Here is a 25,739-nt window from a genome sequence, read left to right as displayed (position 1 = left end):
TAATCATTTCAGGTAGATATAAAAAAGTGATTACTTTGACTTAATGTTTCGCGCATCATGGTCGCATTAAACCTGTAACCACGATGACTAAGGAACCCATTGATGAAAATCGACAAAGTTGCAGGCGGCCACGTACCCCAAACCAGCCTAAACCAAGCTTCCAAGAAGCCCGCAGAATCTTCGGCTGCTCAACCGATTTCAGAAGCCATGGTCAATACCAATACTGCTGCAATCGACAAAGCACAGGCAGAAATGCAATCACTGCCTAACGTAGATATGGAAAAGGTTGAACAAGTCCGTAATGCGCTGGTAAAAGGCGAGTTGGCACTGGATACCAAAGCGCTATCTCAAGCGGTTCTACAGTTTCATACTGGTCACGAGTAACGCAGGCTGGAGTTCAATATGGCATCTGAAACCTCTCGCATGATTCAGCGCTTTCTCACCTCCATAGGCGATGACATCAAGTCGTATCGCCAATTAGCGACACTGTTACAAGAGCAAAAATCGCTGTATTTGTCTTTTGATGCAGCGAAACTCAACCAAAATCTTGCCGAGCAAAAACCATTGCTTAGAAAGCTTGATCTACATGCCAGTGAACGTAGCCAGACCATGAAAGCTTTACGGCTGACTAGCGACCAAGCAGGTATTAGCAAACTTTTTTCTGTATTACCGCCGTCGTTGTCAGGCAAAGTTCATGCACAATGGCGCGAACTAGAATCTCTGGTTAAGCAGTGTCACGCACTCAATCAAGAGAACGGCCACAGCTCTGCCAGTTTTCATGAACTGATGTGTCATGTCACTCAACCAAGCCAACATACTTATGAAGAGCAGCCATCGTTAAGATGACCAATGCTCGCAGTGGTTGGAAAGGGGCACTGTACAAGCTCTTGTCGATTTATCTTTGTACTGTATACCCTCTCCACGCCTCACCTCTACCTACTGAATTTGAGCATGAACTGGCTATCCTGACTCCCTATAAAAAGCAAATAGAACAACGTTTGGCGGTTAACCGACCTCTGATTCAGGACATCGCCAAGCAGTTATCATCTCAGTCCTTACCATCACAGCTGATATTGCTACCCATGCTAGAGTCTTCCTATGATCCTAAAGCTGTCTCTCACGCCAATGCAGCAGGGTTATGGCAACTGATGCCAGCTACGGCACAGCGCTTTGGTCTTAAAATCGATGCCAGCCAAGACCAACGATTTGATATTCAAGCCAGTACTGAGGCAGCCATCGAATATCTGGCGTTTTTGCACAATAAGTTTGATGATTTGGCACTCACTATTGCGGCATACAATGCTGGGGAAGGCCGAGTATCCCGTGCCATTAAAAAGTCTGGCAGCAGACAGTTTTCTACACTCGCGCTACCTTCAGAAACGACACAATATGTGCATCGATTTTATGCCCTGCGAAGCTTGATTGAGATAGAGAGACTAATTGAAAAACAGCCTAATACACTGTTTTTATTTGGCGAATTTAACCAGTCACCGCTTGTCGATCTATCTCCTCTTCCACCACTCATCACCTTATAAAGACTCAACGGCTAATCAGATACGTTAACAACTCGGTACAGTTGCTTATGCTCTCAAGCTATTAGCGCTTCAACCTTAATGCCCGGCAGCTCTAAAGATATCCTTGCTTAACGATGGTTTTTACAGGTTTAGCCACTAATTTAGCCCCGATAACGGGAATATCCCGTATAATTTTTATTCAACAATACAAAACCCTAGCTTTCGTTGGTTGTTATTGACTCAGCAAAGCAGGATAATATCGGGATCGGATTCTCTTAAATATATAATTATGACCGAATATCTTTTGTTGCTGGTCGGCACTGTGCTGGTCAACAACTTTGTACTGGTGAAGTTTTTGGGCCTATGTCCGTTTATGGGCGTTTCCAAGAAGCTGGAAACAGCAATCGGAATGGGGTTGGCAACCACGTTTGTCCTGACCTTAGCCTCAGTGTGCTCGTATCTTGTGGAAAGCTACATTCTTGAGCCTTTGGGGCTGGAATATTTGCGTACCATGAGCTTTATTTTGGTGATCGCCGTTGTGGTTCAGTTCACCGAAATGGTGGTGCATAAAACCAGCCCGACGCTCTATCGCCTATTGGGGATTTTCCTACCGCTGATCACAACCAACTGTGCGGTTTTAGGTGTCGCCCTGCTTAACATCAACGAAAACCACAATTTCATCGAATCTATCATTTATGGATTTGGTGCAGCAGTCGGTTTCTCACTAGTTCTCATCCTCTTCGCTTCTATGCGTGAGCGTATCGCAGCGGCCGATGTACCTGCGCCATTTAAAGGGGCATCAATCGCCATGATCACCGCCGGTCTGATGTCGCTAGCATTCATGGGCTTTACTGGACTGGTGAAATTGTAATGAGCGCTATTCTTATTGCTGTACTGGCCCTAGCAGCACTTGCGGCACTGTTTGGCGCCATATTAGGGTTTGCCTCGATCCGCTTTAAAGTTGAAGCAGACCCGATTGTCGACCAGATTGATAACATTTTACCTCAAACCCAGTGTGGCCAGTGCGGCTACCCGGGTTGTCGCCCTTATGCCGAAGCGATTGCGAATGGCGACGAGATCAACAAGTGTCCTCCTGGCGGTCAGGCAACTATCGAGAAGCTGGCCGATCTTATGGGCGTCGAAGCAACAGACTCGGCACACGATCTGGATGACAACGTCAAAACCGTCGCATTTATTCATGAGGACATGTGCATTGGCTGCACTAAGTGTATTCAGGCTTGTCCGGTTGATGCGATTGTTGGCGGTACTAAAGCTCTTCACACGGTGATCAAAGACGAATGTACCGGTTGTGATCTGTGCGTCGCACCTTGTCCAACGGACTGTATTGAAATGATTCCTGTAGAAACCACTACAGCGAGCTGGAAGTGGCAACTGGACGCCATTCCTGTTGTTGATATTACCGATTCTGCCAAGTCGCAGAATGGCGTGAATTAAGGACTGGTATGCTGTCACTCATCGAACAAATTAAGTCAGGCGCACTTTGGGATTTTCCAGGGGGTGTCCATCCACCAGAAAACAAAAAACAGTCGGTTAAAAGCGAGATTGCTAGAGCGAGTATCCCGCAAGAAATCGTTCTGCCAGTGAAGCAACACATTGGTAAACCGGGCACGATCACAGTGGAAGTTGGTAAGCACGTACTCAAAGGTCAGCCGCTGACTAAATACGACACCAGCTTCATGCTTCCGGTTCATGCGCCAACATCCGGTAAAATTATAGCGATAGAGTCTCGCACTACTGCCCACCCGTCCGGTCTGGCAGAAACTTGTATCGTCATTTCTCCAGATGGCGAAGATCGCTGGATTGAACGAAAAACAGATAACGACTTCACCCAACGCACACCAGACGAGTTGATTGAGATTATTCGTCAGGCTGGCGTTTCAGGTATGGGTGGCGCAGGCTTCCCAACCGCGAAAAAGATCCAAGCTGGATTGGCTCGTACAGAGATTCTGATTGTTAATGCGGCAGAATGTGAGCCTTACATCACTGCCGATGACATGTTGATGCAAGAACATGCCGATGAAGTCATTAAAGGCATCGAGATTGTTGAACACATCTTAAAGCCTAAGCTGACCATTATTGGTATTGAGGACAACAAACCTCAAGCCATCAAAGCGTTAGAGCAAGCTGCAGAGCACAAAGACATCGTCATCCGCGTCATTCCCACCAAATACCCATCGGGTGGTGAGAAGCAGCTGATTAAGATACTGACCAACAAAGAAGTGCCAGTGAACAGTATTCCAGCAGATATTGGTTTACTGGTACAGAATGTCGGTTCACTGCAAGCCATTAAGCGTGCCGTTTGTGACGGTGAACCTCTGGTTGAGCGAATCGTTACTCTGACCGGAGATACCTTTAAGCAACCGCGTAATGTCAAAGCACTGATTGGTACACCCGTTCAATCTCTGCTCGATGAGTTCGGCTATAAAGCGGATAAAAAGCTGCCTCGCCTAATCATGGGCGGCCCTATGATGGGCTTTACGCTTCCTCATGCTAACGTTCCGATTACCAAAACCGCGAATTGCATTCTGGCTCCGACTCGTAAAGAGATTTCACCCAATCAGTACGAAATGGCCTGTATCCGCTGTGGCCAATGTGCCGAGGCCTGCCCTGCTTCACTGCTACCTCAGCAGCTTCAATGGCATGCAAAAGCAGAGGAATACGACAAATGCGAAGAGCTCAACCTTAAAGATTGTATCGAATGTGGCGCTTGTGCCTTTGTCTGCCCAAGTGAAATCCCGCTGGTGCAATACTACCGCCAAGCCAAAGCTGAGATGCGTACTCGCAAAGAAGAGTCCGAAGCAGCAGAACGCGCTAAAGTCCGCTTTGAAGAGAAGAAAGCGCGACTTGAGCGTGATAAAGCCGAGCGCGAGAATCGATTCAAGAAAGCGGCAGATGATCGTCGCAAAGATATGAAGAAAACCGGCGGCGATGATGCCATTGCCGCAGCCATTGCGCGCGTAAAAGCCCAGAAATCTGAAACGAAATCGGACGAACCCGCAGTTAAACCTGCGGTAGCGGCCGCAATCGCTAAAGCAAAAGCCAAGCAAGCTGCTGCGATGCAAGCAGGTGATGCGGAGCCAGACAACTCTGAAATGGCAAAGCTGCGTGAAGAACGCAAACGTCAGGCAAGAGAGAAAAAAGCTCAGAAGACTCAAGAGGCTACGCCAGCCACTTCATCCGATGATAAGAAAGATGCGGTTGCAGCAGCTATTGCGCGCGCTAAAGCGAAAAAAGCCGCTCAACAGGATAACGGTACTGATTCAGCAACTGAAGATAAAAAGGCTTCCGTTGCCGCGGCTATTGCTCGTGCTAAAGCACGTAAAGCGCAGCAAGAAGGTAAACCGGAACCCGTCACCGCTGAACCGGAAAACGCTGAAGCAGGAGAGGATCCGAAGAAAGTGGCGGTCGCTGCCGCTATCGCACGCGCTAAAGCACGCAAAGCGCAGCAAGAAGGTCAATCGGAACCAATCACCGCTGAGCCTGACAGCGATGAAGTTGCCGAAGAGGATCCGAAGAAAGCCGCGGTCGCTGCCGCTATTGCGCGTGCTAAAGCACGCAAAGCGCAGCAAGAAGGCAAACAGGAACCCGTCCCCGTTGAGCCTGAAAACGCTGAAGTAGCCGAAGAGGATCCTAAGAAAGCCGCGGTCGCTGCCGCTATTGCGCGTGCTAAAGCACGTAAAGCGCAGCAGGAAGGTAAATCGGAACCAATCACCGCTGAGCCTGAAAGCGCTGAAGTGACAGAAGAGGATCCGAAGAAAGCTGCAGTCGCTGCCGCAATTGCGCGCGCTAAAGCACGTAAAGCGCAGCAAGAAGGCAAACAGGAACCCGTCACCGCTGAGCCTGAAAGCGCTGAATTAGCCGAAGAGGATCCAAAGAAAGCAGCGGTGGCTGCCGCTATTGCGCGTGCTAAAGCACGTAAAGCGCAGCAGGAAGGTAAGTCAGAACCCGTCACCGCTGAGCCTGAAAGCACCGAAGTAGCCGAAGAGGACCCTAAGAAAGCTGCTGTAGCTGCCGCAATCGCGCGCGCTAAAGCACGTAAAGCGCAGCAAGAAGGCAAATCGGAACCCGTCACCACTGAATCTGAAAGCGCTGAAGTTGCCGAAGAGGATCCGAAGAAAGCCGCGGTTGCTGCCGCCATTGTGCGTGCCAAAGCACGTAAAGCTCAGCAGGAAGGCAAATCGGAACCCGTCACAGCAGAACCTGAAAGCACAGAAGTAGCCGCAGAGGATCCGAAGAAAGCGGCTGTGGCTGCCGCTATCGCACGCGCCAAAGCACGCAAAGCTGAACGCGAACAGAATAATAAATTTGAGGAGAAAGAGTAGTGGCCTTTTTCATTGCCAGCTCACCCCACGCTCATAGTCGCAGAAGTACCCCCGATCTGATGAAATGGGTAGCGCTGTGTGCTTTACCCGGCTTATTCGCCCAGACCTACTTTTTTGGGTGGGGAACATTAATTCAGCTCGGCTTTGCCATCATTCTTGGGCTTTTGCTTGAGGCTGGTGTCATGTTGGCTCGTAAACGCCATCCGATGTCGGCATTGCGGGACAATAGCGCGATTGTAACTGCGTGGCTGCTTGCGGTTGCGATTCCACCTCTGTCGCCGTGGTGGCTCATCACCATTGGTCTGATTTTTGCGATTTTGATAGCAAAGCACCTCTATGGCGGTATTGGCCAAAACTTATTTAACCCCGCAATGGTTGCTTATGTTGTACTGCTGATCTCCTTCCCGGTACAAATGACCAGTTGGATCTCACCTACCGAGCTGCAACCGACAACGAGTTCTTTAGGCGATGCGTTTTCACTGATTTTCACTGGTTTCAATCTTGATGGCTTATCACTTCAGCAGATTCGAACAGGTGTAGATGGCATTACGATGGCAACGCCACTCGATGCCTTCAAGACCGCACTCCATACAGGTAATACCGCAGCAGAAGCTCTCCACCAGCCTCAGTTCAGTGGTCTGGCAGGTATCGGTTGGGAGTGGGTTAACTTAGCCTATCTAATGGGTGGCCTACTGCTGATCAAATTAAGAGTCATTAACTGGCATATTCCGGTCAGCTTCGTTGTCAGTTTGACGGTGATGAGCGGCTTGTTTGCTATCTTAACTCCGGGAGAGACGGCGTCTCCGCTGATCCACTTACTCTCCGGAGCGACCATGCTTGGCGCTTTCTTTATTGCCACTGATCCAGTGTCTGCGTCTACTACGGTGAAAGGCCGACTGATTTTCGGTGCTTTCATTGGCGCTATGGTATTCATTATCCGCAGTTGGGGTGGCTTCCCTGACGGTGTCGCCTTCGCAGTACTGCTTGGCAACATGTGTGTGCCTTTGATTGATTACTACACTAAGCCTCGAACGTACGGCCACTAAGGAGCAGCATGTTAAACGCTATTCGCAAGAACGGTGCAATACTCGCGATTTTCGCCTGTGCTTCAACAGGTGTCGTTGCGCTCACGCACTATTTGACTAAAGACCAAATCAGCCAGCAAGAACAAGCTCAACTGCTGTCTGTACTCAACCAAGTGATTCCTCCTGAGATGCATGACAACAGCTTGTACGAGTCCTGCACAATGGTCTCAGATCCCGCTTTGGGAACTGATGAAGCTATGCCTGTCTATATGGCGAGTAAAAATGGCGAGCCCACAGCATTGGCCATAGAGGCGATCGCCCCAGACGGTTACAACGGCGCAATCAAGATCATTGTTGGCATCGAGCAAGATGGGACGGTTCTAGGGTCACGAGTTCTGAGTCATCAAGAAACACCTGGACTAGGGGACAAAATTGACTTACGAGTTACCGACTGGATCCTGAGCTTTGCTGGCAAGAAAGTTACGCCAGAAAACGAAGCCGATTGGAAAGTACGTAAAGATGGTGGGCAATTCGATCAGTTTACTGGCGCAACAATTACCCCGAGAGCCGTCGTCAAAGCAGTGAAAAATACAGTACAATTTGTGAACAAAAATCGTGCACAAATTCAGAACCAGCCACGCAATTGTGGAGGCAACAATGAGTGATCACAAAACACTGATTAAAAACGGTATGTGGAACAACAACCCGGCACTGGTTCAGCTGCTGGGTCTCTGTCCGTTGTTGGCTGTGTCTTCAACAGTGACCAATGCTTTGGGTTTGGGCATCGCTACCTTACTGGTCTTGGTCGGCTCTAACGTCACCGTTTCTCTGGTACGTGATTACGTGCCAAAAGAAGTACGTATCCCAGTTTTCGTAATGATCATTGCTGCTCTGGTAACGTGTGTTCAACTGCTGATGAACGCCTACGCCTATGGTCTTTACCTGTCTTTGGGTATCTTCATCCCTCTTATCGTGACCAACTGTATCATCATTGGCCGAGCCGAAGCGTTTGCTTCGAAGAACGATGTATTGCCTTCCGTACAAGATGGTATCTGGATGGGCCTAGGCATGACCAGCGTCCTCGTTGTCTTAGGCGCCATGCGTGAAGTGATTGGTAACGGCACCTTATTTGATGGCGCTGACCTGTTACTTGGCAGCTGGGCAAGTGCCCTACGCATTGAAATATTCCAGTTTGATAACAGCTTCTTACTGGCGCTACTTCCGCCTGGTGCCTTTATTGGCGTTGGGTTACTCATTGCACTGAAAAACATCATAGATAAACAACTAGAAGCTCGTCAGCCAAAACAAGAAAAACCGACCATTGAACGAGCTCGCGTCACTAACCAGTAATATCTGGTTTACACACTGGAAAGCAGCTTCAAAATGAACAAAGAAAAACGAGTACAAATACTGGAACGCCTGAGGGAGAACAACCCAAACCCTCAGACTGAGCTCAACTGGAGTACACCTTTCGAACTCTTAATTGCTGTGCTCTTGTCCGCGCAGGCTACCGATGTCAGCGTGAATAAAGCGACCGACAAACTTTACCCTGTGGCTAACACACCGCAAGGGTTATTTGATTTGGGTGTCGATGGCGTCAAAGAGTACATCAAGACTATCGGCCTGTTTAACTCAAAAGCAGAGAACGTAATTAAAACCTGCCGTATCCTGCTCGACCAACACAATGGTGAAGTACCCGAAGACAGAGCGGCGCTAGAAGCTCTGCCGGGTGTTGGGCGCAAAACTGCCAACGTCGTGCTCAACACTGCGTTTGGCTGGCCGACGATTGCCGTTGATACTCATATTTACCGCGTCTCAAATCGTACCAAGTTTGCGATGGGGAAAAATGTCGATCAGGTTGAAGAGAAGCTACTCAAAGTCGTACCCAAAGAATTCAAACTCGATGTACACCATTGGTTGATCCTTCATGGGCGTTATACCTGTGTTGCACGTAAACCTCGTTGTGGCAGTTGTATCATCGAAGATTTGTGCGAATTTAAAGAAAAAGTTTACCCAGAAAACTAGGAGAGCAAGGCAATGTCAAACGGGCGTATTTTACACACCATGCTACGTGTAGGTGATCTAGATAAATCAATTCAGTTTTATACTGAAGTCATGGGAATGCAGCTACTACGCACCAACGAAAATAAAGAGTATGAGTACACTCTCGCTTTCTTGGGTTACGGTGATGAATCTCAAGGTGCTGTGATTGAACTGACTTACAACTGGGGCACAACAGAATACGATTTGGGTAGCGCATTCGGCCATATCGCGATTGGTGTTGAAGACATCTACAAAACTTGTGATGCCATCAAAGCTGCCGGTGGTAATGTCACTCGTGATCCGGGACCTGTAAAAGGCGGAACAACTCATATTGCTTTCGTAAAAGACCCTGATGGTTATATGCTGGAACTTATCCAAAACAAACAAGCGTCGGCAGGTCTTGAGGGGTAATCGACTCCACCACTGATTCTATAGGGCAGCATTCACTGCCCTATTATTTTTGCTTTACATGATAATAATTATCATTTAATCTCCAGGTATTGTGAATTCGGAGAGTTATAAGACAATGGGCATCACCGAGTGGGAAAAACACACGCTACTGGCTGATTTAGCAATGAACGATGATGATCACCTGCGTAGCATCCTTCACTACCAGCAAGCGCTGACATTAAGTGAGCGAATTGGTGATTCCAATGAGATTGATGTTGAAGACCGACTGATGATCTCCGTGATTTCCTGCCACAACATGGCTTCGTTTTGGCGAACGGTTGGCGATACTAAATACGAACTCAAATACCTTCAGCTAGCTTCAGAAAAAGTCCTTACCTTGGTGCCTCAATGTCCAAATAGCGACTGTGATGCCTTCGTCGACTCAATGGGCTGCTGTAAAAAAGCGCTGATCGAATTCATGAAACGACACCCAAATCCTAAGATAGCGAAACTGGTGCAGGATATAGACACTGCCACTAACTGTAACCTAATCGCTAAGTTCCGACTTAACTAATCGGAATGAACAGTAAAAAAGCCAGCATTACGCTGGCTTTTTTACTATCAGACTTGGGTCCGCCCTAGTGATATCACTACTCGGCGGTTTTTATCTTTACCAAGCGGTGAAGAGTTGTCTGCGACCGGACGACGACGGCCGTAGCCTTGAACTTGAATCCGATCCTCAGGTAAACCGAGCGATTTAAAGTAGTCACGCAGTACTTCCGCCCGTTGCTCAGACAAATTCTGGCTAGCGCTCTTACTTTCTTCATTCGAGGTGTATGTCGATACCAAGACCAAATCAATATCCTGATTATGGCGAATGTATTCTGCTATCTGTGCCAACCGTTTCTGCGACGCTTTGTTTAGCTGAACACTTGAACGGTCATAATGCAGAATGGTGAAAGCAATATCTTCAAAACTATATGGCAGCAGATTTGCAATACAGTCGCTAAACGCATTGTAGGAGTGCTGGAACAAGACAGAAGACAATGAGACTTCTATACGCTGATCACGACTTTGCCATTCCTGATAACTAAAAGTTGGGTAACGCCCTTTTTCCAGCTCTGTGAGAATGCTCCATGCAGTTTGCCCACCTACATAACCATCAAACTGCTGGAAGAAACGAATATTAGTAATACGCTCAGCGCTGTCCCCTGGTCGCCATACGGGAGGCATTGAAACCAGAGACACATCTCGGGTTTTACCCATAGGGCGCTTCATCTTCAGCTCAAAATCGAGGTTGATCTTTTTGCTGGCATGGGATGAGAATACCGCGTCACCGTAATTTGGAATCGGGTGCACCATGCGACACTCTAGTGGCGTATTTGCAATCATCTGCCACTGTGACTGCTGGGGTTTAGCAGCATAGCGAACATCCATTGCCGAAGCGGAGCTGGCAACAGAAGCAAGTGTTAATGTTAGGCTAGTGGCTAACAGTCTTTTCATGGGGTACGGATTCTCTTACTTAGCACGGCGCAATGTTGCCGCTAATACTTCTACAACACCTACAATGCAAAAATCTCGCCAAGAACACAGTCACTGGCTGCATTTCTATCAATAACCACGGAACGTTATTAATTAGACAATCCGGTTTTTCTTGCCCTGAGAATCTGCAATAATGCTGCCCTTGTCACATAATACTAGGCCAACATGACTGTAGAAAACGAAGCATTGACGCTCAAAAAACGATTTCGTGGCTATTTTCCTGTCGTTATCGACGTTGAAACCGCAGGGTTTAATGCCAAAACGGATGCACTGTTAGAAATCTGTGCCGTCACTCTTAAAATGGATGAAAATGGTGAGCTTCAGCCCGCTTCTACCATCCACTTCCATGTTGAGCCATTTGAAGGAGCAAACCTCGAGAAGGAAGCTCTGGATTTTAACGGCATTCATGATCCGTTTAGCCCATTGCGTGGTGCGGTACCTGAATCCGAAGCCCTCAAAGAGATCTACAAGCTTGTGCGCAAAGAACAAAAAGCGGCTGATTGTAGCCGAGCGATTATGGTTGCACATAACGCAACTTTTGATCACAACTTTGTGATGGCCGCTAGTGAACGTAGCAAGCTAAAACGCGTCCCTTTTCATCCCTTTGCAACGTTTGATACCGCAACGCTAAGCGGGTTGGCTTATGGTCAAACTGTATTAGCCAAAGCGTGCAAAACCGCTGGGATGGATTTTGACAACAAAGAAGCCCACTCTGCCCTTTACGATACGTTAAAGACGGCAGAACTATTCTGCGGCATCGTCAACAAATGGAAAGCTCTTGGTGGTTGGCCTTTGATCAACGAAGACGCAGAAAACAATAAATAAAAAGTAAACACAACAATCGAGTAAACTATGAATCCTGTTGTAATTTCAGTATGTATCATGCTGCTTCTGGCACTGATGCGCGTGAATGTCGTGGTTGCCCTGACATTCAGTGCTATCGTCGGTGGCCTCGTTGCTGGCATGGACCTAAATGATGCTGTTGCTGCATTTGAAAGTGGCCTAGGTGGCGGTGCAACGATTGCACTAAGCTACGCTATGCTTGGGACATTCGCTGTCGCTATCTCTAAATCGGGGATCACCGATTTACTGGCAAACAGTGTCATCAAACGTATTCACGGTAAAAAAAACGGCTCTGCTTCGACAGGTCTTAAGTACGCAGTGTTAATCGCACTAATCTTAGTGACTATGTCTTCTCAGAACGTCGTACCTGTGCATATCGCCTTCATCCCTATTCTTATTCCACCTCTGTTAGGCGTTTTTGCGAAGCTCAATCTAGATCGTCGTATGATTGCCTGTGTGCTGACGTTCGGCCTAGTAACACCCTACATGGTTTTACCAGTTGGCTTTGGCGGTATATTCCTTAATAACATCCTGCTCAAAAACCTGCACGATAATGGCTTGGAGTCCGTCGTCGCAAGCCAAGTCCCTGTCGCTATGTTGCTGCCAGCAGCAGGTATGATCTTCGGTTTATTAACAGCCATTTTCTTTAGTTACCGTAAGCCTCGTCAATACAAGGAAACGGAGCTGACACACGTTGAAGAAAACACGCCGTCAATCAACAAAAAGAACATCCTAATTGCTTGTGCTGGTATCATCGCTGCACTTACTGTCCAGCTAACCACAGGTTCAATGATCATTGGTGCCCTAGCAGGTTTCATGGTCTTCACGTTTGGTGGTGTTATCGCTTGGAAAGAAACCCATGACGTGTTCACTAAAGGCGTGCACATGATGGCGATGATTGGCTTCATAATGATTGCCGCCGCTGGTTTTGCTGCCGTAATGAAGCAAACAGGCGGAGTGGAGTCTTTGGTAGAAGCACTATCGACTAGTATCGGGGATAACAAACCACTAGCCGCTCTTCTTATGCTGGTTGTTGGCCTCTTAGTCACTATGGGCATTGGCTCTTCGTTCTCGACTATCCCGATCATTGCAACGATCTACGTACCACTGGCTGCAGCATTTGGTTTCTCGCCAATGGCAACAATTGCTCTAGTTGGTACAGCGGCTGCATTGGGTGACGCGGGTTCTCCAGCCTCTGACTCAACACTTGGCCCTACGTCTGGCCTGAATGCTGATGGTCAACATGAACACATTTGGGAAACCGTAGTGCCGACGTTTGTTCACTACAACATCCCATTGATTGTGTTTGGTTGGATTGCGGCAATGGTTCTCTAACCGAGCCAAAAGCAAAACAACAGACATAAAAAAAGCTGACTTTGATAGTCAGCTTTTTTATTACCTATTGGAGGTTACTTAGCGTGTTTGTCTGCCACCGCAGACAGAACTGGTACCATATCTTTCAGCAGCTCTTCTTCTACAGGCTTACCTGAAGAGTCAGTAACGTTGATAGAAGTACGGTTACCTAAATCACCAAATAGGAAAGTGTAAGTCCCTGATGAAAGGCCAATCGGCTTAACGCCAACCTCAGTCCAGAATGCATCATCTGGTGCAGCGTACTTAGCTTTCACTGTCCCTTGTGATTGGTTGCGCTCTTCAATGGTGAAGCCCATTTCAGGGAGAAGCCTAGGCAGACGAGGCCACAGCACGTTATAAGGAGTACGTGCGATGATCACTGGGAAGCCACTACGGTCTGTGCCCATAGAGATCGGGATCTGCTTAACCAGCTCTTGAGCACGACGAGCTGCTTCCTCACGAATATCCAAGTCGTAACGAGCAGTCACTAGGTTGGTCATCAAGGCGTTATAGCGCTCTTTATTCGTCGCGGAGACTGGCATTTGTTTGCCTGCTTCGCGCCAATCAATCAAAGAGATCTTAAAGCCGTAGCGATTGTTCGCTTCAACACTGGTGATTTCATAGCGAGAACCGATTTCAGCGTCTTCGTCTTCAGACTGCCAGCTAACCCAATCCGTCTCGATACGGTTATCCGTTTGCTCACGAATAGCAATGTTCTGCTCTTGCAGCATCTTCAGCGCCGTTTGCCAGACCTTATCCAGCTCATCTTCACGCAATAACCACAGCGTTACTTCGCCATTCTTTCGCTCTGCACGCGCGCCTGGGATCAACTCCAGAACCTGTTGTGGTGGGCGAATATCCACATCTCGACCGACACCACCACTAAACTCTCCTTGAGGGATCTGGTAGTTAGTGTAGTTGCGCGGGTTCACACCTTCGATATTATTCCACTCAGTCAGAGGCGGAGTATTGAGGTAATCAAAATCGTCCTTCGCCTGACGACGCTGAGTTGCGTCACCAGAACAGGCACTTAAAACAAAAACAGCTAGCGAACTAACAACTAGCTGGTGAGACAATTTCATTGAAACTCCTGATAAGTAAATGCCGAAGCTTTGTGCTTCGGCAATTCATTCTGATTTAGTAGATGCAAGCTTCCGTCATTGCCTGTGCCACAATTGGACGAGCATTTTCAGACAACTCTGTCAGCGGCAGTCTTAAGTCACCGTGAGCAATCAAGCCCATCTTGTGCGCAGCCCACTTAACTGGAATCGGGCTCGACTCAACAAACAGATTCTTATGAAGCGGCATCAAGCGTTGGTTGATAATCTCGGCTTCTTCGTACTTACCTTCAAGGGCAAGCTTCATCATTTTTGCCATATCTTCCGCCGCGATGTTATTCGTAACTGAAATCACACCTTGGCCACCTTGCTTAACAAAATCAAGGCCACTCGAATCATCACCACTTAGTAAGATAAAATCTTCGCCACAAAGTTCACGGTGAATTGCAATTCTGCTTAAATCACCCGTTGCATCTTTTAGCGCCACGATATTATCGATTTCTGCCAGACGAGCAACTGTTTCTGGCAACAAATCTACTGCGGTGCGACCTGGCACGTTGTAGAGGATTTGTGGCACGTCGCTTTCTTCAGCAATCGCCTTATAGTGCTGGAACAAACCTTCCTGAGTTGGCTTGTTGTAATACGGCGTCACACTCAGACAACCTGCAATACCAGAGTTGTTTAGTAAACGACTGAAAGTGACTGATTCATGAGTAGCATTCGCTCCTGTCCCTGCAATCACAGGAATACGACCTTCAGCAAACTCCACCGCTTTGGTAACAACCTTGACATGCTCTTCAACGGTTAACGTTGCAGATTCACCTGTTGTGCCAACGGCCACAATTCCATCTGAGCCAGATTCGACGTGAAAATCCACAAGTTTTTTCAGGCTTACGTAATCTACTTCGCCATCATTATTAAACGGTGTAATTAACGCTACGATACTTCCTGAAAACATGTCTTTCTCCCTAATTTAGATACTTTCTGCATGGTACTGTAAGGCGATTGAAAAAGACAAGGGATTAAACCCGCTTAAATCACCTATTTGAGTGAATATTTATCAGATGTTAGAACTTTGGCAACTTACGCCTTTTTTACAGCCCGTTGTCAGCCTGAGGTTAGAAATATCAAGCCCTCAGACAGGGTCAGCAACGAGTGCAGAAAATTGCATCAGATTTCTGTTGAGCGGACATTTTTCTCTTCAGTAACTGTGCTAAGCTATCTCATTAATAATCATAACAATGCTCGAAGTGATATTATGACTCAACATCTGGTGATTACAGCGGTAGGAACGGACCGCCCCGGTGTCTGCAACCAAGTGGTTCACCTGGTCACACAATCTGGATGCAATATTGTTGATAGTCGCATTGCGCTTTTTGGCAACGAATTCACCCTCATTATGCTACTTTCCGGCAACAATGCAGCGGTCACTCGCGTCGAAACTACACTGCCTTTATTAGGTCAGGAACTTGATCTCATCACCATGATGAAACGTACATCTCAACATGCTCATGCTGACAACTCTTACAGCTTGGAAGTCTTTGTTGAGTCTGATGATGAAGTTGGGCTGACAGAGAAATTCACTCAGTTCTTCGCTGATAAAAATATTGGTCTTGCATCACTCAGCGCGCAGACCATAGATAAAGCGAAAATTCAGTCTACGCAAAACCAGTTCCATATTGCTATCACGGCCACTGTTGATGCAGATTGTAATTTGATGCAGTTGCAGGAAGAATTCGAAGCATTGTGCTCAAGCCTTGGCGTTCAAGGCTCATTAAACTTCATAAAGAACAGTCAATAAAAAGGAAAATCAATGAACACGCTAACAGCTGGCACTCCGGCTCCGGCATTTTCCCTGCTGGATCAAGACGGCAACACAGTGTCACTCAGTGACTTTGCTGGTAAAAAGATTCTTTTCTACTTCTATCCAAAAGCGATGACTCCAGGCTGTACCGTACAAGCACAAGGTCTGCGCGATACTAAAGCAGAACTGGATGCTCATAACGTTGTAGTGCTTGGCGTCAGCATTGACCCAGTAAAACGCCTAGGTAAGTTTATCGAGCGTGACAACCTCAACTTCACTCTGTTGTCTGATGAAGACCACGCAGCCGCAGACCAATTCGGTGTTTGGGGTGAGAAGAAGTTCATGGGTAAAGTGTATGACGGCCTACACCGCATCAGCTTCCTTATCAATGAAGAAGGTGTGATTGAGCACGTCTTTAATAAGTTCAAAACCAAAAATCACCATGAAGTGGTTTTGGATTACTTGAATGAAAATAAGTAATCTCTACTCATAAAAAAACGCCAGCTTGTCGCTGGCGTTTTTTGTTTCTTTATCCTTAAACAATAAACTTGTTCAGTATTGCATCTTGCTCACGGACATTTTCCGTCTGTACCTGCATAGCAATATTGGCGTTTTCTGCGGAGTCGGCCACCTGTGTCGACAGATCTTTGATCTTCACCGTATTGCTGTTGATCTCTTCCGCCACCAAGCTCTGCTCTTCTGCCGCAGAAGCAATTTGCATGTTCATGTCAGTAATGCTCTGAATCGCATCACGAATGCGTTGCAAGGATTCATTTGCCGCTTGAGCTTTATCCACCGCATCCACCGCTGTGTTCTTGCTTTCATGCATTGCAGCTGACACTGAGCTTGCTCCAGCTTGTAGCTGCTCAATCATGCTACGAATTTCAGTTGTCGATTCCTGAGTACGCTGCGCGAGCGTTCGAACTTCATCCGCTACAACTGCGAAACCTCGACCAGACTCACCCGCACGTGCTGCCTCAATTGCCGCATTCAAGGCTAGCAGGTTCGTTTGATCGGCAATGTCGTTAATCACTTTAAGGATGGTTTCGATGTTCGCTGTCGCAGATTCCAGGCCTTGTACTTCTTCAACCGCTTGATCGATTCGCGCCGACAATGCATCAATCGATGACGTGGTAGCACTCACCACTGAAGAGCCTTGTTGTGTTGCTTCATCGGCGTCTTTCGCTGCACCAGCGGCGCCTTGAGCGTTATTTGCGACTTCTGTTGCCGTCACAGCCATTTCGTTCATCGCTGTAGCAAGCTGCTCAAGCTCCTGCAGTTGGCTACGCATCGCTTCTGCTGACTCTTGTGAGCCCTGAACCGTCATTTCAGTACCGCGCAGGATTTCAGCACCAATCGCTTTCGATTGCTGGATCTGCTTCTGCAAGGTCTCAGTAAAGGTATTGAAGCCTTCTGCCAGCTCAGCAAACTCTTTGTCAGTGTTCGTATCCAGACGTTTGGTTAAGTCACCCTGACCGGAGGCGACATCTTTGATCGCTTCATTAAGTGTACCTAGAGGGCGCATCAGGAACTTAATCAGGAAGCTCAGTACCACAACACTCAATACAACACTGATTACTGCGTATAGAATTGAGCTGCTACGCATATCGTCAATAGCCGCAAACGCAATACTCTCATCAACAATTGCACCGATATACCAGTTTTCACTTGGTACTTTGGTAAAGTGGACAAGGTATGACTGACCATCTTTTTCTATACGCTGGTTGCCTTCTTTAATGCTAGCTTCTGGCAAATAAGTGGAAAGATTTTGGCCATTATTCTTGGCATCAGGGTGAGCGATGGTTGTACCGTCAGCGGTGATAATAAACAAATACCCCGCATCGAGCAGATTAGCGCTATTAACTAAATCCGCTAAGCCTGTCAGTTCTAAATCATAAAACATGGCTGCGGTAAACTGGCCGTTGTCTCGAACAGGTGTACCGATAGAAATGATGACTTTCTTCGAGGAAACATCAACATAAGGCGCTGTGACTACAAGCTTGCCTTGGGCTTTAGCATCTTTATACCAAGGTCGGACACGCGGATCATAATCAGGACCAGCTTCCCAGCCATCATCATTTTCTACAACAAAACCATCCGCTTCATAGCCGTATCCGACAGCCAAGAAGCTACCTTTCAGGTTTGGTTTCTCAAGAATATCTTTAACGCGTGCTTTGTTTTGAGGGTCAAGTTCAATAACCTCGGTAGTGGATTGAGCAAGAGACTTCTTACTCTCCATTTCTGAAGTAACGGTGTTTTTTACCCCTTTCACCATCTCAATCAGACTGGTATCGACCAAGTCCTCTACTTCATCCTTTACTGTATTAAGTTGTTGCACCGAAAGTAACACAACGGTTACTAACAGCAATGCTGATGATGCAGCAACGATCTTTTGACTAAATCTCATAGTGTCCCTCAAAGATTAATTCGTTTTTTAATTTATAGTTGTTATGTCGTATCTATTATTATCGTCCTAACCACAGCAGACTTAAGAAATTTCTTACAAAATTCATACTTTGTAAAACAATCTTTTAAAAAGTATATACCGTTTGCGCAAATAAAAAGCCTCAAAGCGAAAGCTTTGAGGCTTTTTATTTGATGAAATTGTAATTTGGCCTATCCGGGGTGTGAATAGACTTCGTCTTCGTCATTACTTGGCAGAGCATTCCACACCGCTTTCACTAAGGTTGCTAACGGGATAGCAAAGAACACGCCCCAGAAACCCCAAAGCCCTCCAAAGACCAGTACGGCAACAATGATAGCAACTGGATGCAAGTTCACGGCTTCAGAGAACAGAACCGGAACCAGTACATTTCCATCCAGGGCCTGAATGATGCCATAGGCAATTAGTAGCCAGTAAAACTGCGGAGTCAGCCCCCACTGGAACAGGCCAACCATTGCCACAGGTACTGTTACCGCAGCCGCACCGATATACGGAATCAACACAGAGAGACCGACTGCAACGGCAAGTAGTACCGAATAGCGCAAATCTAAAATTGCGAATGTCACATAACTCACACCGCCGACAATCAGAATTTCCATCACTTTGCCGCGAATATAGTTAGAGATTTGATCGTTCATTTCATGCCAAACTTTGGTTGCCAGCTTACGGTTGCGCGGTAATACACCACTCGCCATGGCAATCATCTCTTGCTTATCTTTGAGCAGGAAAAACACCAGTAGTGGCACCAAAATCAAGTAAACCGCCAGTGTTGCAATGCTCACTAAAGACGCTAGAGAACCCTTAACGACCGTCTCACCCATCACGATCACTTGGTTCTTCGCGTTGGTCACTAGCGATTCGACAATCTGGAAATTATCCAATTCAGGATAACGTTGCGGTAACTCTGCAATCACCTTTTGCAGCCCAGTGTACATGGAAGGAATATCATTGATGAGATTGCCGACTTGCTGCCAAATCGTCGGGACCAGGCCAAATACCGCCACCATCATTAAGCTCGTAAAACCAAGAATAACCAAGATGACCGATAACGTTCTTGGAATACCCAAGCGGGACAACTGAGAAACAGGCCATTCCAATAAGTAAGCCAAAACAATCGCAACAAGCAAAGGCGCAATAAGATTGCCGAAGAAATAAATCGTGATAAAGCCGAAGAGCAGAATCGCAACCAAGCTCACAGCATGTGGATCAGAAAAACGTCGCTTGTACCAACGACTCACCATCTCAAACATTCGACAAGGTTCCTTTAGTCACTTGCAAACAGTAATAACTATCCAACTCTTCGCAGACCAACTCGAAGGATTGCTTAAGCAGGAAATGTTTTATATCTGACATAGAACTGGGGTCTGAAACATAAATGGTTGTTTGTTGTCCTTCACAAAGCCCTTTAGTGTGACGCTTGGCAAGTAATAGTGCCATAGGGCAGCGCTCTTGACGCAAATCCAAAAGATTCAGTTCCATTCTTCAGCCCGATGCTTATCATAGGAGGAATATTGTATAGTGTTTTTTTCCAAGCGTCAGTGCAAATACACCGATGCAGCGAAAAGTTTCACTTTGACATAACTCAATTCAATGGAACACTTTACACTCGATAGATGAATGATAGGCGCACAATTCACAAAACAGCAGCCAATCGACGGTGAAACCATCTCAGTAAAAGAGTGTCAAAAAGCTATACCTCCAGCCTGACACCGTTCATTATAACCAAATGACTCAGACTGAGTGGATAGACCAAATGATCATGGAGTATCACCAATAAAATATGTTTAGACGTACGCGCTCACTTGTCTGCTTATGCGTCGCAGCTTCGCTGGGTATACAGACACCAACCTACGCCAATACTCTCGATTTGCCTGATATTGGTACGGCAGCCAGTAGCACTTTGACCATAGATCAAGAGCTACAATACGGTGACGCCTACATGCGCATGCTGCGTAACAACCAACCTATCGTCAATGACCCAGTTCTGAATGAATACATAGACAGCTTAGGCCACCAGTTGGTTGCTAGCGCCAGTGACGTAAAAACCCCGTTTACCTTCTTTATGATCCGTGACCGCAATATCAACGCCTTCGCGTTTTTTGGTGGTTACGTAGCTCTGCATACTGGGCTATTCCTTCATGCCAAAAGTGAAAGCGAGTTGGCTTCCGTTGTCGCACACGAAATAGCGCACGTTACTCAACGCCACCTCGCACGCAGTATGGAAGAACAGGCAAGACGATCTCCCGCGACAATGGCGGCATTGGCAGGCTCACTGCTTCTCGCTATCGCTGCGCCTGAAGCGGGTATCGCAGCGATTACCGCAACCACTGCTGGTAATATTCAGGGCCAGATAAACTACACACGTAGTAACGAGAAAGAAGCCGATCGCTTTGGTATCGACACGCTAGCCAAAGCTGGGTTTGACGTCAATGCGATGCCACGCTTTTTCAGTCGCTTAGCCGATGAATACCGATACGCCAGTAAGCCACCTCCAATGCTGCTGACGCACCCGCTGCCGGAAGATCGTATTACCGACAGCCGAGCAAGAGCGCAAAATTATCCGGCGAGAAGAATTGACCCATCACTGAATTACAACCTCGCTCGCGCTCGTATTGTCGCCCGTTATGCTGGCATCAGTGCCAAAGCCGCAATGGATTGGTTGACTCGCACAGAGAAGAAAGCGCCAGCAAGCCTGAAATCTTCTTTCCAATATGGTCGAGCTCTGGTCCATTTAGATAATAACGAGCTGGATGAAGCTAACACGATTTTACAATCCTTGATCCAACAACAACCGGACAACAACTTCTATCTCGACGCCATGTCCGATTTGTACATTGCGCAGAAAAAGGCCAGTGAAGCAGAGAAAATGCTGCAAAAAGCGTTGAAAAGTAAACCAAACAACGCCGTGTTAACCATCAATTACGCTAACGTTTTGATGAAGCAGGATAAAAACGAAGAAGCGGTGCGTGTTCTTCAGCGCTACACCCACGATAACCCTAACGATGTGAATGGTTGGCACTTACTGTCTGAAGCCAGTATTCATCTAGGCCGCAGTGACGAAGACCTCGCTGCTCGTGCGGAAATTTTAGCTCTGAAAGCCAATTGGAATAAGGCGATTCAGTATTACACTCAAGCCAGCCAACTTGCTGAACTTGGCAGCCTAAAGCAAGCACGCTACGATGCGCGAATCGATCAGCTTATGGTTCAGCGTGATCGTTTTATGGCTCTACAATAATGATGGAACGGATGACACGCCGTTCCCAATAACTCGGAGACTCAACTTATGTCAGTCGTGATTTATCACAACCCTCGTTGCTCAAAAAGCCGCCAGACTTTGGCGCTTCTCGAAGAAAAAAATATCCAGCCAGAAATCATCAAATACCTCGACACACCACCAAGCGTGGCTGAATTGAAGTCACTTTTCGCACAGCTCAAGCTAGATAACGTTCGCGCTATGATGCGCACTAAAGAAGACATCTACAAAGAGCTCAATCTAGCAGATGCGACAGACGAACAACTATTCGAAGCCATGGCTGCTAATCCAAAACTGATTGAACGTCCAATTGTCGTTAGCAATGGTCAGGCAAAACATGGTCGTCCACCAGAGCAGGTTCTCGATATTCTATGAGTTGCCAGATTGTCGTCCTTTATTACAGCCGACACGGTTCTACCCGCGCATTAGCGCGGCAAATTGCCAGAGGGATAGAATCTATCCCTCACTGCGAAGCCTTGATTCGTTCGGTTGAAGACATAGATGAAAGGCAACAAGCTCAAGATCCTGTAGTGACTTTAAATGAACTAAAAGCCTGTGATGGCCTAGCGATGGGTAGCCCGGTCTGGTTTGGCAACATGTCCGCCTCACTCAAACACTTCTGGGACCAGACGACGTCTTTGTGGGTCTCTGGAGATTTGATCGATAAGCCTGCATGTGTCTTTAGCTCCTCTTCCAGTTTACATGGCGGGCAGGAAACGACATTGCAAACCATGATGTTACCTCTGTTACACCACGGAATGATGATCTTAGGGATTCCTTACTCTGAGCCGACGCTGCATACCACGCAAACCGGTGGAACACCTTACGGTGCCACGTCTGTCACTCACGACGGGGCTTCACTCAGTCAAGATGAAATCGAACTGGCTCAACAACTAGGTAAACGCTTGGCGACCACTGCGTTAAAAATGAAGGACTGATGCATGCAGGAAATGCAATCACAAACCAAACTATTCCGGCTTCTGGCGTTATGTGGAAACCTCGGTCTACTTGCTTGGGTGGCCCTGTGGCAACTTAGCCTATCTCCTCACCCTCACATCAGCAGCATTACACTTGCCATTGCCTGGAGTATTCCTCTGCTGTTGCCGTTACCCGGCATTCTTGCTGGTAAACCGTACACACACGCTTGGGCCAACTTCGTGCTGATGCTGTACTTTCTGCATGCGTTAACCATTCTTTATATCGATGGTGGTGAGCGCTGGCTAGCAGGTATAGAACTAATCCTTACAGCAGCGGCCTTCGCCGGTAACATTCTTTATGCACGCTCCCGTGGTAAAGAGTTAGGGCTTAAGCTCAAACGGTTATCGAAAGTCGAAAAAGAAGAAAAAGAACGATTCGAATAAAAAAGGTCTGGCATTTGCCAGACCTTTTTCGTTATTCAATTGCGTCTTCGAGCGCTTCTTGAGCCTCTTCTGAATCTATCAATTCAGCTTCATGCTCTATTTCTGTCGCGGGAGCCCCTAACCATTCAAACGTCAGGATTTGCTCCGATGGAATCACTGCTGGAACCTCAGCAGGAGTATCAATGTTAGGTAGAGCACCACTAACCGAATCGTCAGGCGATTCAATTTGTGGCTCGTCTATAATAACAGGCTGAGACTCAGTGCTACTTTCCAGTTGAGTCACCTGCCCCATACGGCTGACTTCCTGCTCAAATTCCGCTTGAGAAGCCAACAGATGCACATTGAACGTCACCTGATTACCTTGAATCTTTAGAATATCCGTTGCGGCTACTGAACTGAGTTTCTTCAGTTGTTTCTCTAACGTGAAAAAATCCACCGCATTATTTAACGAAGTAAAACGAACTTTCACAGTTTCAGAAGACTCACTTGCAACGACTACTGCGCTCTTTTTCGCATAGTAGTCACTGATCTGGTTCACCATCTTAGTCGCAGAATCCGCACCGCTGTTTGAGCCAGATACTGGTGCTTGACGCGTTATACCAATCGTGGCGGGTTTTTGGTCGTACAAAGTCCATCGTAGCGAGTTACCCTGTACTCTCACAACCAATACAGCATCAACAGGGTAACGTTGGCTTGCTTCACCAACAGGGCGAGCAAAACCACCCCAAAGGTCAGAGGCAGCTACACCTGTAATATCATCAAAATCTCCAACTGGAACCGTCAGCGGTAAGCCACGCTTTTCTGCTTCCACTTTCATCTGGCCAAGCACTGGTGAATCAGAATGTTCCCAGCTGATATTACGATCATATTGAGTCTCTTCAACCAACCAAACCAGCAGATTGGCGCGAGCAGCAGGCCAAATAGGTAATTGAGCCTGACTTAACAGAGAACGGATATGAGGCGCACTGAAACCCAAACGAAGTGTTTGCTGGCCATCAAGTTGCCCATAACTGATTTGCGAAAGGTACTGAGAGTTTTGTTTCAGAGCCTTTTGTACCACTTGATTCGATACTGCACTTTGATCGCCAGAAGCACGGACGATAATCTCTTTCATCCCATCCACACGAGCTTGGGCATCCGCATTTTCAACGCTTTGATCAAGTACAATCTCTGTCTGATATAAATCTACATTGGTCAAAGCAGCGGCAGGGAATCCCACCAGCCCTAAAGCCAACAAAACTAAATGGCGCATAGCTTTCCTAAGGTCAATTCTTCATTGCAGCTTCGGATGATAAGCAACTATCCAATCTTGAGCAACTAAAGGTCGGATTTATGTGTTTTGGCACCCTTAAACCATCACGCTTACTGATTGGTTAATTATTGTTTATTTGATCCACTTCAGATTGCAAACGATTGCCAAGGTGATAAAATCCCGCGAATTTTATTTTTCTGTTGAGTATTTACCTACTGCTCTTCGATTCACCACATAAAGGAATAAGCCATGAAAAACGCCATTCAAGGTGCGCAGATGCTATTTGTCGCATTTGGGGCTCTCGTGTTGGTCCCACTGCTGACAGGATTAGATCCTAGTGTCGCTCTATTTGGTGCAGGTGTCGGAACCCTTCTTTTCCAACTTGTTACTCGCCGCTCTGTTCCTATCTTCCTTGCCTCATCTTTTGCTTTTATTGCACCTATTCTTTACGGAGTTCAAACTTGGGGTGTACCTGCAACTATGGGTGGTCTAATGGCGGCCGGTTGTGTATATGTTGCAATGGGAGCGCTCATTAAAGTACGCGGTGTAGACATTATTCATAAGTTACTACCACCCGTTGTAGTCGGTCCGGTCATCATGGTGATTGGTTTAGGTCTCGCCCCCGTAGCTGTGAACATGGCTCTCGGTAAAGTAGATGGTTCACAGGTCATTGATGCAAATGCCTCGCTGGTCATCTCAGTAGCCTCATTGTTAACAACCATAATTCTGAGTGTTTTCGCCAAAGGTTTCCTGAAGTTAACACCGATTCTAGGCGGTATCGTTGTCGGTTATGCGCTAAGCCTTAGTTACGGCATCGTTGACTTTACGCCAGTCCATGAAGCAGCTTGGTTTGCATTACCAAACTTCACTACTCCAGAATTTAATATCAACGCCATCTTATTTATGATTCCCGTCGCCATTGCGCCTGCGGTTGAACACGTAGGGGATATGTTGGCAATCTCGAACGTAACAGGTAAGAACTACATCAAAAAGCCAGGATTGCATCGCACTATCGCAGGTGACGGGGTGGCAACCATTGCCGCTTCTATGGTTGGCGCACCGCCGAATACAACCTACTCAGAGGTAACCGGTGCGGTCATGCTGACTAAAGCGTTTAACCCTGTGATCATGACTTGGGCAGCAGTGAGCGCAATTGTCTTAGCACTGGTAGGTAAGCTTGGTGCGGTTTTACAAACCATTCCTATGCCTGTCATGGGCGGCATTATGATTCTGCTGTTTGGTTCAATTGCAACTGTCGGCTTAAACACACTTATTAAGAATAATGTCGACCTGCACAAATCCCGCAACCTAGTTATCGTTGCGATCACCCTAGTATTTGGTATCGGCGGTATGGCTTTTGGTATTGGCGAATTTAGCCTGCAAGGCGTCAGCTTATGTGGCATCGTAGCAATACTACTTAACCTCCTCCTTCCGAAAGATTTGGGTGAAAACCACGTCGTGGATAACGCCCAAATGGAAGACGAAGCCAAGTAGAATCGAAAAAGGGTTGATGTA

The 25,739-nt window shown here is 47.0% G+C and carries 28 protein-coding genes; 21 read left to right on the top strand and 7 right to left on the bottom strand.

Translation table 11 applies throughout. From position 1 onward, the window contains the following. Nucleotides 1-102 precede the first annotated feature (102 nt). From flgM to QMA41_RS23120, 12 genes are all read left to right on the top strand, one after another. Nucleotides 103-384 (top strand): flagellar biosynthesis anti-sigma factor FlgM, encoded by a 282-nt coding sequence (gene flgM, locus QMA41_RS23175; protein WP_006963063.1) that lies wholly within the window; start codon nucleotides 103-105, stop codon nucleotides 382-384. Nucleotides 385-402: 18 nt separating this feature from the next. Continuing rightward, nucleotides 403-846, top strand: coding sequence for a flagellar protein FlgN (locus QMA41_RS23170; RefSeq protein WP_045985016.1), 444 nt, complete (start codon nucleotides 403-405; stop codon nucleotides 844-846). After that, a complete protein-coding gene (locus QMA41_RS23165; RefSeq protein ID WP_281630706.1) occupies nucleotides 843-1,535 on the top strand; it encodes a lytic transglycosylase domain-containing protein in 693 nt (230 codons plus the stop codon). Before QMA41_RS23170 ends, QMA41_RS23165 begins: the two co-directional genes overlap by 4 nt. A 268-nt stretch (nucleotides 1,536-1,803) precedes the next feature. Then, nucleotides 1,804-2,385: an electron transport complex subunit RsxA gene (gene rsxA, locus QMA41_RS23160; RefSeq protein WP_006963066.1), complete on the top strand. Its 582-nt coding sequence runs from the start codon at nucleotides 1,804-1,806 to the stop codon at nucleotides 2,383-2,385. After that, on the top strand, nucleotides 2,385-2,969 hold the full coding sequence (gene rsxB, locus QMA41_RS23155; RefSeq protein WP_006963067.1) for an electron transport complex subunit RsxB: 585 nt from the start codon (nucleotides 2,385-2,387) through the stop codon (nucleotides 2,967-2,969). Before rsxA ends, rsxB begins: the two co-directional genes overlap by 1 nt. 8 nt (nucleotides 2,970-2,977) lie before the next feature. After that, nucleotides 2,978-5,857 (top strand): electron transport complex subunit RsxC, encoded by a 2,880-nt coding sequence (gene rsxC / locus QMA41_RS23150; RefSeq protein WP_281630705.1) that lies wholly within the window; start codon nucleotides 2,978-2,980, stop codon nucleotides 5,855-5,857. Then, complete coding sequence (rsxD, locus tag QMA41_RS23145) at nucleotides 5,857-6,903, top strand: electron transport complex subunit RsxD (RefSeq protein WP_281630704.1); 1,047 nt, start codon at nucleotides 5,857-5,859, stop codon at nucleotides 6,901-6,903. Before rsxC ends, rsxD begins: the two co-directional genes overlap by 1 nt. Nucleotides 6,904-6,911: 8 nt before the next feature. Next, the gene (gene rsxG, locus QMA41_RS23140; protein WP_045985019.1) at nucleotides 6,912-7,547 is read left to right on the top strand and encodes an electron transport complex subunit RsxG; all 636 of its coding nucleotides are present in this window, start codon (nucleotides 6,912-6,914) and stop codon (nucleotides 7,545-7,547) included. Beyond that, entirely contained in the window at nucleotides 7,540-8,232 is a 693-nt protein-coding gene (locus QMA41_RS23135; protein ID WP_281630703.1) for an electron transport complex subunit E, read from the top strand. Before rsxG ends, QMA41_RS23135 begins: the two co-directional genes overlap by 8 nt. A gap of 33 nt (nucleotides 8,233-8,265) precedes the next feature. Beyond that, nucleotides 8,266-8,907, top strand: coding sequence for an endonuclease III (gene nth / locus QMA41_RS23130; protein WP_006963075.1), 642 nt, complete (start codon nucleotides 8,266-8,268; stop codon nucleotides 8,905-8,907). Nucleotides 8,908-8,919: 12 nt separating this feature from the next. Continuing rightward, complete coding sequence (gloA, locus tag QMA41_RS23125; RefSeq protein WP_281630702.1) at nucleotides 8,920-9,336, top strand: lactoylglutathione lyase; 417 nt, start codon at nucleotides 8,920-8,922, stop codon at nucleotides 9,334-9,336. Between the two features lie 115 nt (nucleotides 9,337-9,451). Further along, the gene (locus tag QMA41_RS23120; protein ID WP_006963078.1) at nucleotides 9,452-9,889 is read left to right on the top strand and encodes a DUF2753 domain-containing protein; all 438 of its coding nucleotides are present in this window, start codon (nucleotides 9,452-9,454) and stop codon (nucleotides 9,887-9,889) included. A gap of 47 nt (nucleotides 9,890-9,936) precedes the next feature. On the opposite strand, the gene QMA41_RS23115 is transcribed toward QMA41_RS23120, so the two are convergent. Continuing rightward, nucleotides 9,937-10,818 carry an OmpA family protein gene (locus tag QMA41_RS23115; protein WP_043008889.1) on the bottom strand — a complete coding sequence of 294 codons (882 nt, stop codon included), beginning with the start codon at nucleotides 10,816-10,818 and terminating at the stop codon, nucleotides 9,937-9,939. Nucleotides 10,819-11,022: 204 nt separating this feature from the next. Between QMA41_RS23115 and rnt the strand changes: the two genes are divergently transcribed. Next, nucleotides 11,023-11,682, top strand: coding sequence for a ribonuclease T (gene rnt / locus QMA41_RS23110; RefSeq protein WP_171352427.1), 660 nt, complete (start codon nucleotides 11,023-11,025; stop codon nucleotides 11,680-11,682). A gap of 27 nt (nucleotides 11,683-11,709) precedes the next feature. After that, nucleotides 11,710-13,035 carry a Na+/H+ antiporter family protein gene (locus QMA41_RS23105; RefSeq protein ID WP_281630701.1) on the top strand — a complete coding sequence of 442 codons (1,326 nt, stop codon included), beginning with the start codon at nucleotides 11,710-11,712 and terminating at the stop codon, nucleotides 13,033-13,035. Nucleotides 13,036-13,109: 74 nt separating this feature from the next. Here the strand turns inward: QMA41_RS23105 and bamC are convergent, their stop codons facing one another. Together bamC and dapA are read right to left on the bottom strand one after the other, a co-directional pair. Then, nucleotides 13,110-14,135 (bottom strand): outer membrane protein assembly factor BamC, encoded by a 1,026-nt coding sequence (bamC, locus tag QMA41_RS23100; protein WP_281630700.1) that lies wholly within the window; start codon nucleotides 14,133-14,135, stop codon nucleotides 13,110-13,112. A 55-nt stretch (nucleotides 14,136-14,190) separates the two neighbouring features. After that, complete coding sequence (dapA, locus tag QMA41_RS23095; protein ID WP_006963083.1) at nucleotides 14,191-15,069, bottom strand: 4-hydroxy-tetrahydrodipicolinate synthase; 879 nt, start codon at nucleotides 15,067-15,069, stop codon at nucleotides 14,191-14,193. Nucleotides 15,070-15,369: 300 nt separating this feature from the next. Between dapA and QMA41_RS23090 the strand changes: the two genes are divergently transcribed. Both QMA41_RS23090 and bcp read left to right on the top strand, forming a co-directional pair. After that, on the top strand, nucleotides 15,370-15,912 hold the full coding sequence (locus QMA41_RS23090) for a glycine cleavage system protein R (protein WP_006963084.1): 543 nt from the start codon (nucleotides 15,370-15,372) through the stop codon (nucleotides 15,910-15,912). Nucleotides 15,913-15,924: 12 nt separating this feature from the next. Then, nucleotides 15,925-16,395 carry a thioredoxin-dependent thiol peroxidase gene (gene bcp, locus QMA41_RS23085; protein ID WP_006963085.1) on the top strand — a complete coding sequence of 157 codons (471 nt, stop codon included), beginning with the start codon at nucleotides 15,925-15,927 and terminating at the stop codon, nucleotides 16,393-16,395. 55 nt (nucleotides 16,396-16,450) lie between these two features. On the opposite strand, the gene QMA41_RS23080 is transcribed toward bcp, so the two are convergent. The 3 genes from QMA41_RS23080 to QMA41_RS23070 all read right to left on the bottom strand — a co-directional run bounded on the left by QMA41_RS23080 (nucleotide 16,451) and on the right by QMA41_RS23070 (nucleotide 19,837). After that, a complete protein-coding gene (locus QMA41_RS23080; protein ID WP_171346973.1) occupies nucleotides 16,451-18,322 on the bottom strand; it encodes a methyl-accepting chemotaxis protein in 1,872 nt (623 codons plus the stop codon). A 209-nt stretch (nucleotides 18,323-18,531) separates the two neighbouring features. Continuing rightward, nucleotides 18,532-19,608 (bottom strand): AI-2E family transporter, encoded by a 1,077-nt coding sequence (locus QMA41_RS23075; RefSeq protein ID WP_006963087.1) that lies wholly within the window; start codon nucleotides 19,606-19,608, stop codon nucleotides 18,532-18,534. Beyond that, nucleotides 19,601-19,837 carry a sulfurtransferase TusA family protein gene (locus QMA41_RS23070; RefSeq protein ID WP_006963088.1) on the bottom strand — a complete coding sequence of 79 codons (237 nt, stop codon included), beginning with the start codon at nucleotides 19,835-19,837 and terminating at the stop codon, nucleotides 19,601-19,603. Before QMA41_RS23070 ends, QMA41_RS23075 begins: the two co-directional genes overlap by 8 nt. Nucleotides 19,838-20,138: 301 nt before the next feature. Here QMA41_RS23070 and QMA41_RS23065 point away from each other — a divergent pair, with 301 nt between their 5' ends. From QMA41_RS23065 to QMA41_RS23050, 4 genes are read left to right on the top strand one after another with little or no spacing between them, the layout of a single operon-like run. Next, the gene (locus QMA41_RS23065; protein ID WP_281630699.1) at nucleotides 20,139-21,593 is read left to right on the top strand and encodes a M48 family metallopeptidase; all 1,455 of its coding nucleotides are present in this window, start codon (nucleotides 20,139-20,141) and stop codon (nucleotides 21,591-21,593) included. Between the two features lie 48 nt (nucleotides 21,594-21,641). After that, nucleotides 21,642-21,986, top strand: a complete 345-nt coding sequence (gene arsC / locus QMA41_RS23060; protein WP_171749157.1) for an arsenate reductase (glutaredoxin) — start codon at nucleotides 21,642-21,644, stop codon at nucleotides 21,984-21,986. Next, nucleotides 21,983-22,549 (top strand): NAD(P)H:quinone oxidoreductase, encoded by a 567-nt coding sequence (gene wrbA, locus QMA41_RS23055; RefSeq protein ID WP_006963091.1) that lies wholly within the window; start codon nucleotides 21,983-21,985, stop codon nucleotides 22,547-22,549. Before arsC ends, wrbA begins: the two co-directional genes overlap by 4 nt. 3 nt (nucleotides 22,550-22,552) lie before the next feature. Next, entirely contained in the window at nucleotides 22,553-22,972 is a 420-nt protein-coding gene (locus QMA41_RS23050; RefSeq protein WP_019277135.1) for a DUF2069 domain-containing protein, read from the top strand. A 31-nt stretch (nucleotides 22,973-23,003) separates the two neighbouring features. On the opposite strand, the gene QMA41_RS23045 is transcribed toward QMA41_RS23050, so the two are convergent. Then, the gene (locus tag QMA41_RS23045) at nucleotides 23,004-24,224 is read right to left on the bottom strand and encodes a DUF2066 domain-containing protein (RefSeq protein WP_281630698.1); all 1,221 of its coding nucleotides are present in this window, start codon (nucleotides 24,222-24,224) and stop codon (nucleotides 23,004-23,006) included. A gap of 249 nt (nucleotides 24,225-24,473) precedes the next feature. Between QMA41_RS23045 and QMA41_RS23040 the strand changes: the two genes are divergently transcribed. Continuing rightward, nucleotides 24,474-25,718, top strand: a complete 1,245-nt coding sequence (locus QMA41_RS23040) for a uracil-xanthine permease family protein (protein WP_064487875.1) — start codon at nucleotides 24,474-24,476, stop codon at nucleotides 25,716-25,718. The last annotated feature ends 21 nt before the right edge of the window (nucleotides 25,719-25,739 follow it).

The organism is Vibrio sp. St2, assembly GCF_947311885.1.
GTDB classification, from domain to species: Bacteria; Pseudomonadota; Gammaproteobacteria; order Enterobacterales; family Vibrionaceae; genus Vibrio; species Vibrio coralliilyticus.
Note: the sequence above shows the minus strand (reverse complement) of the source record. Positions and strands in the feature narration are given on the sequence as shown.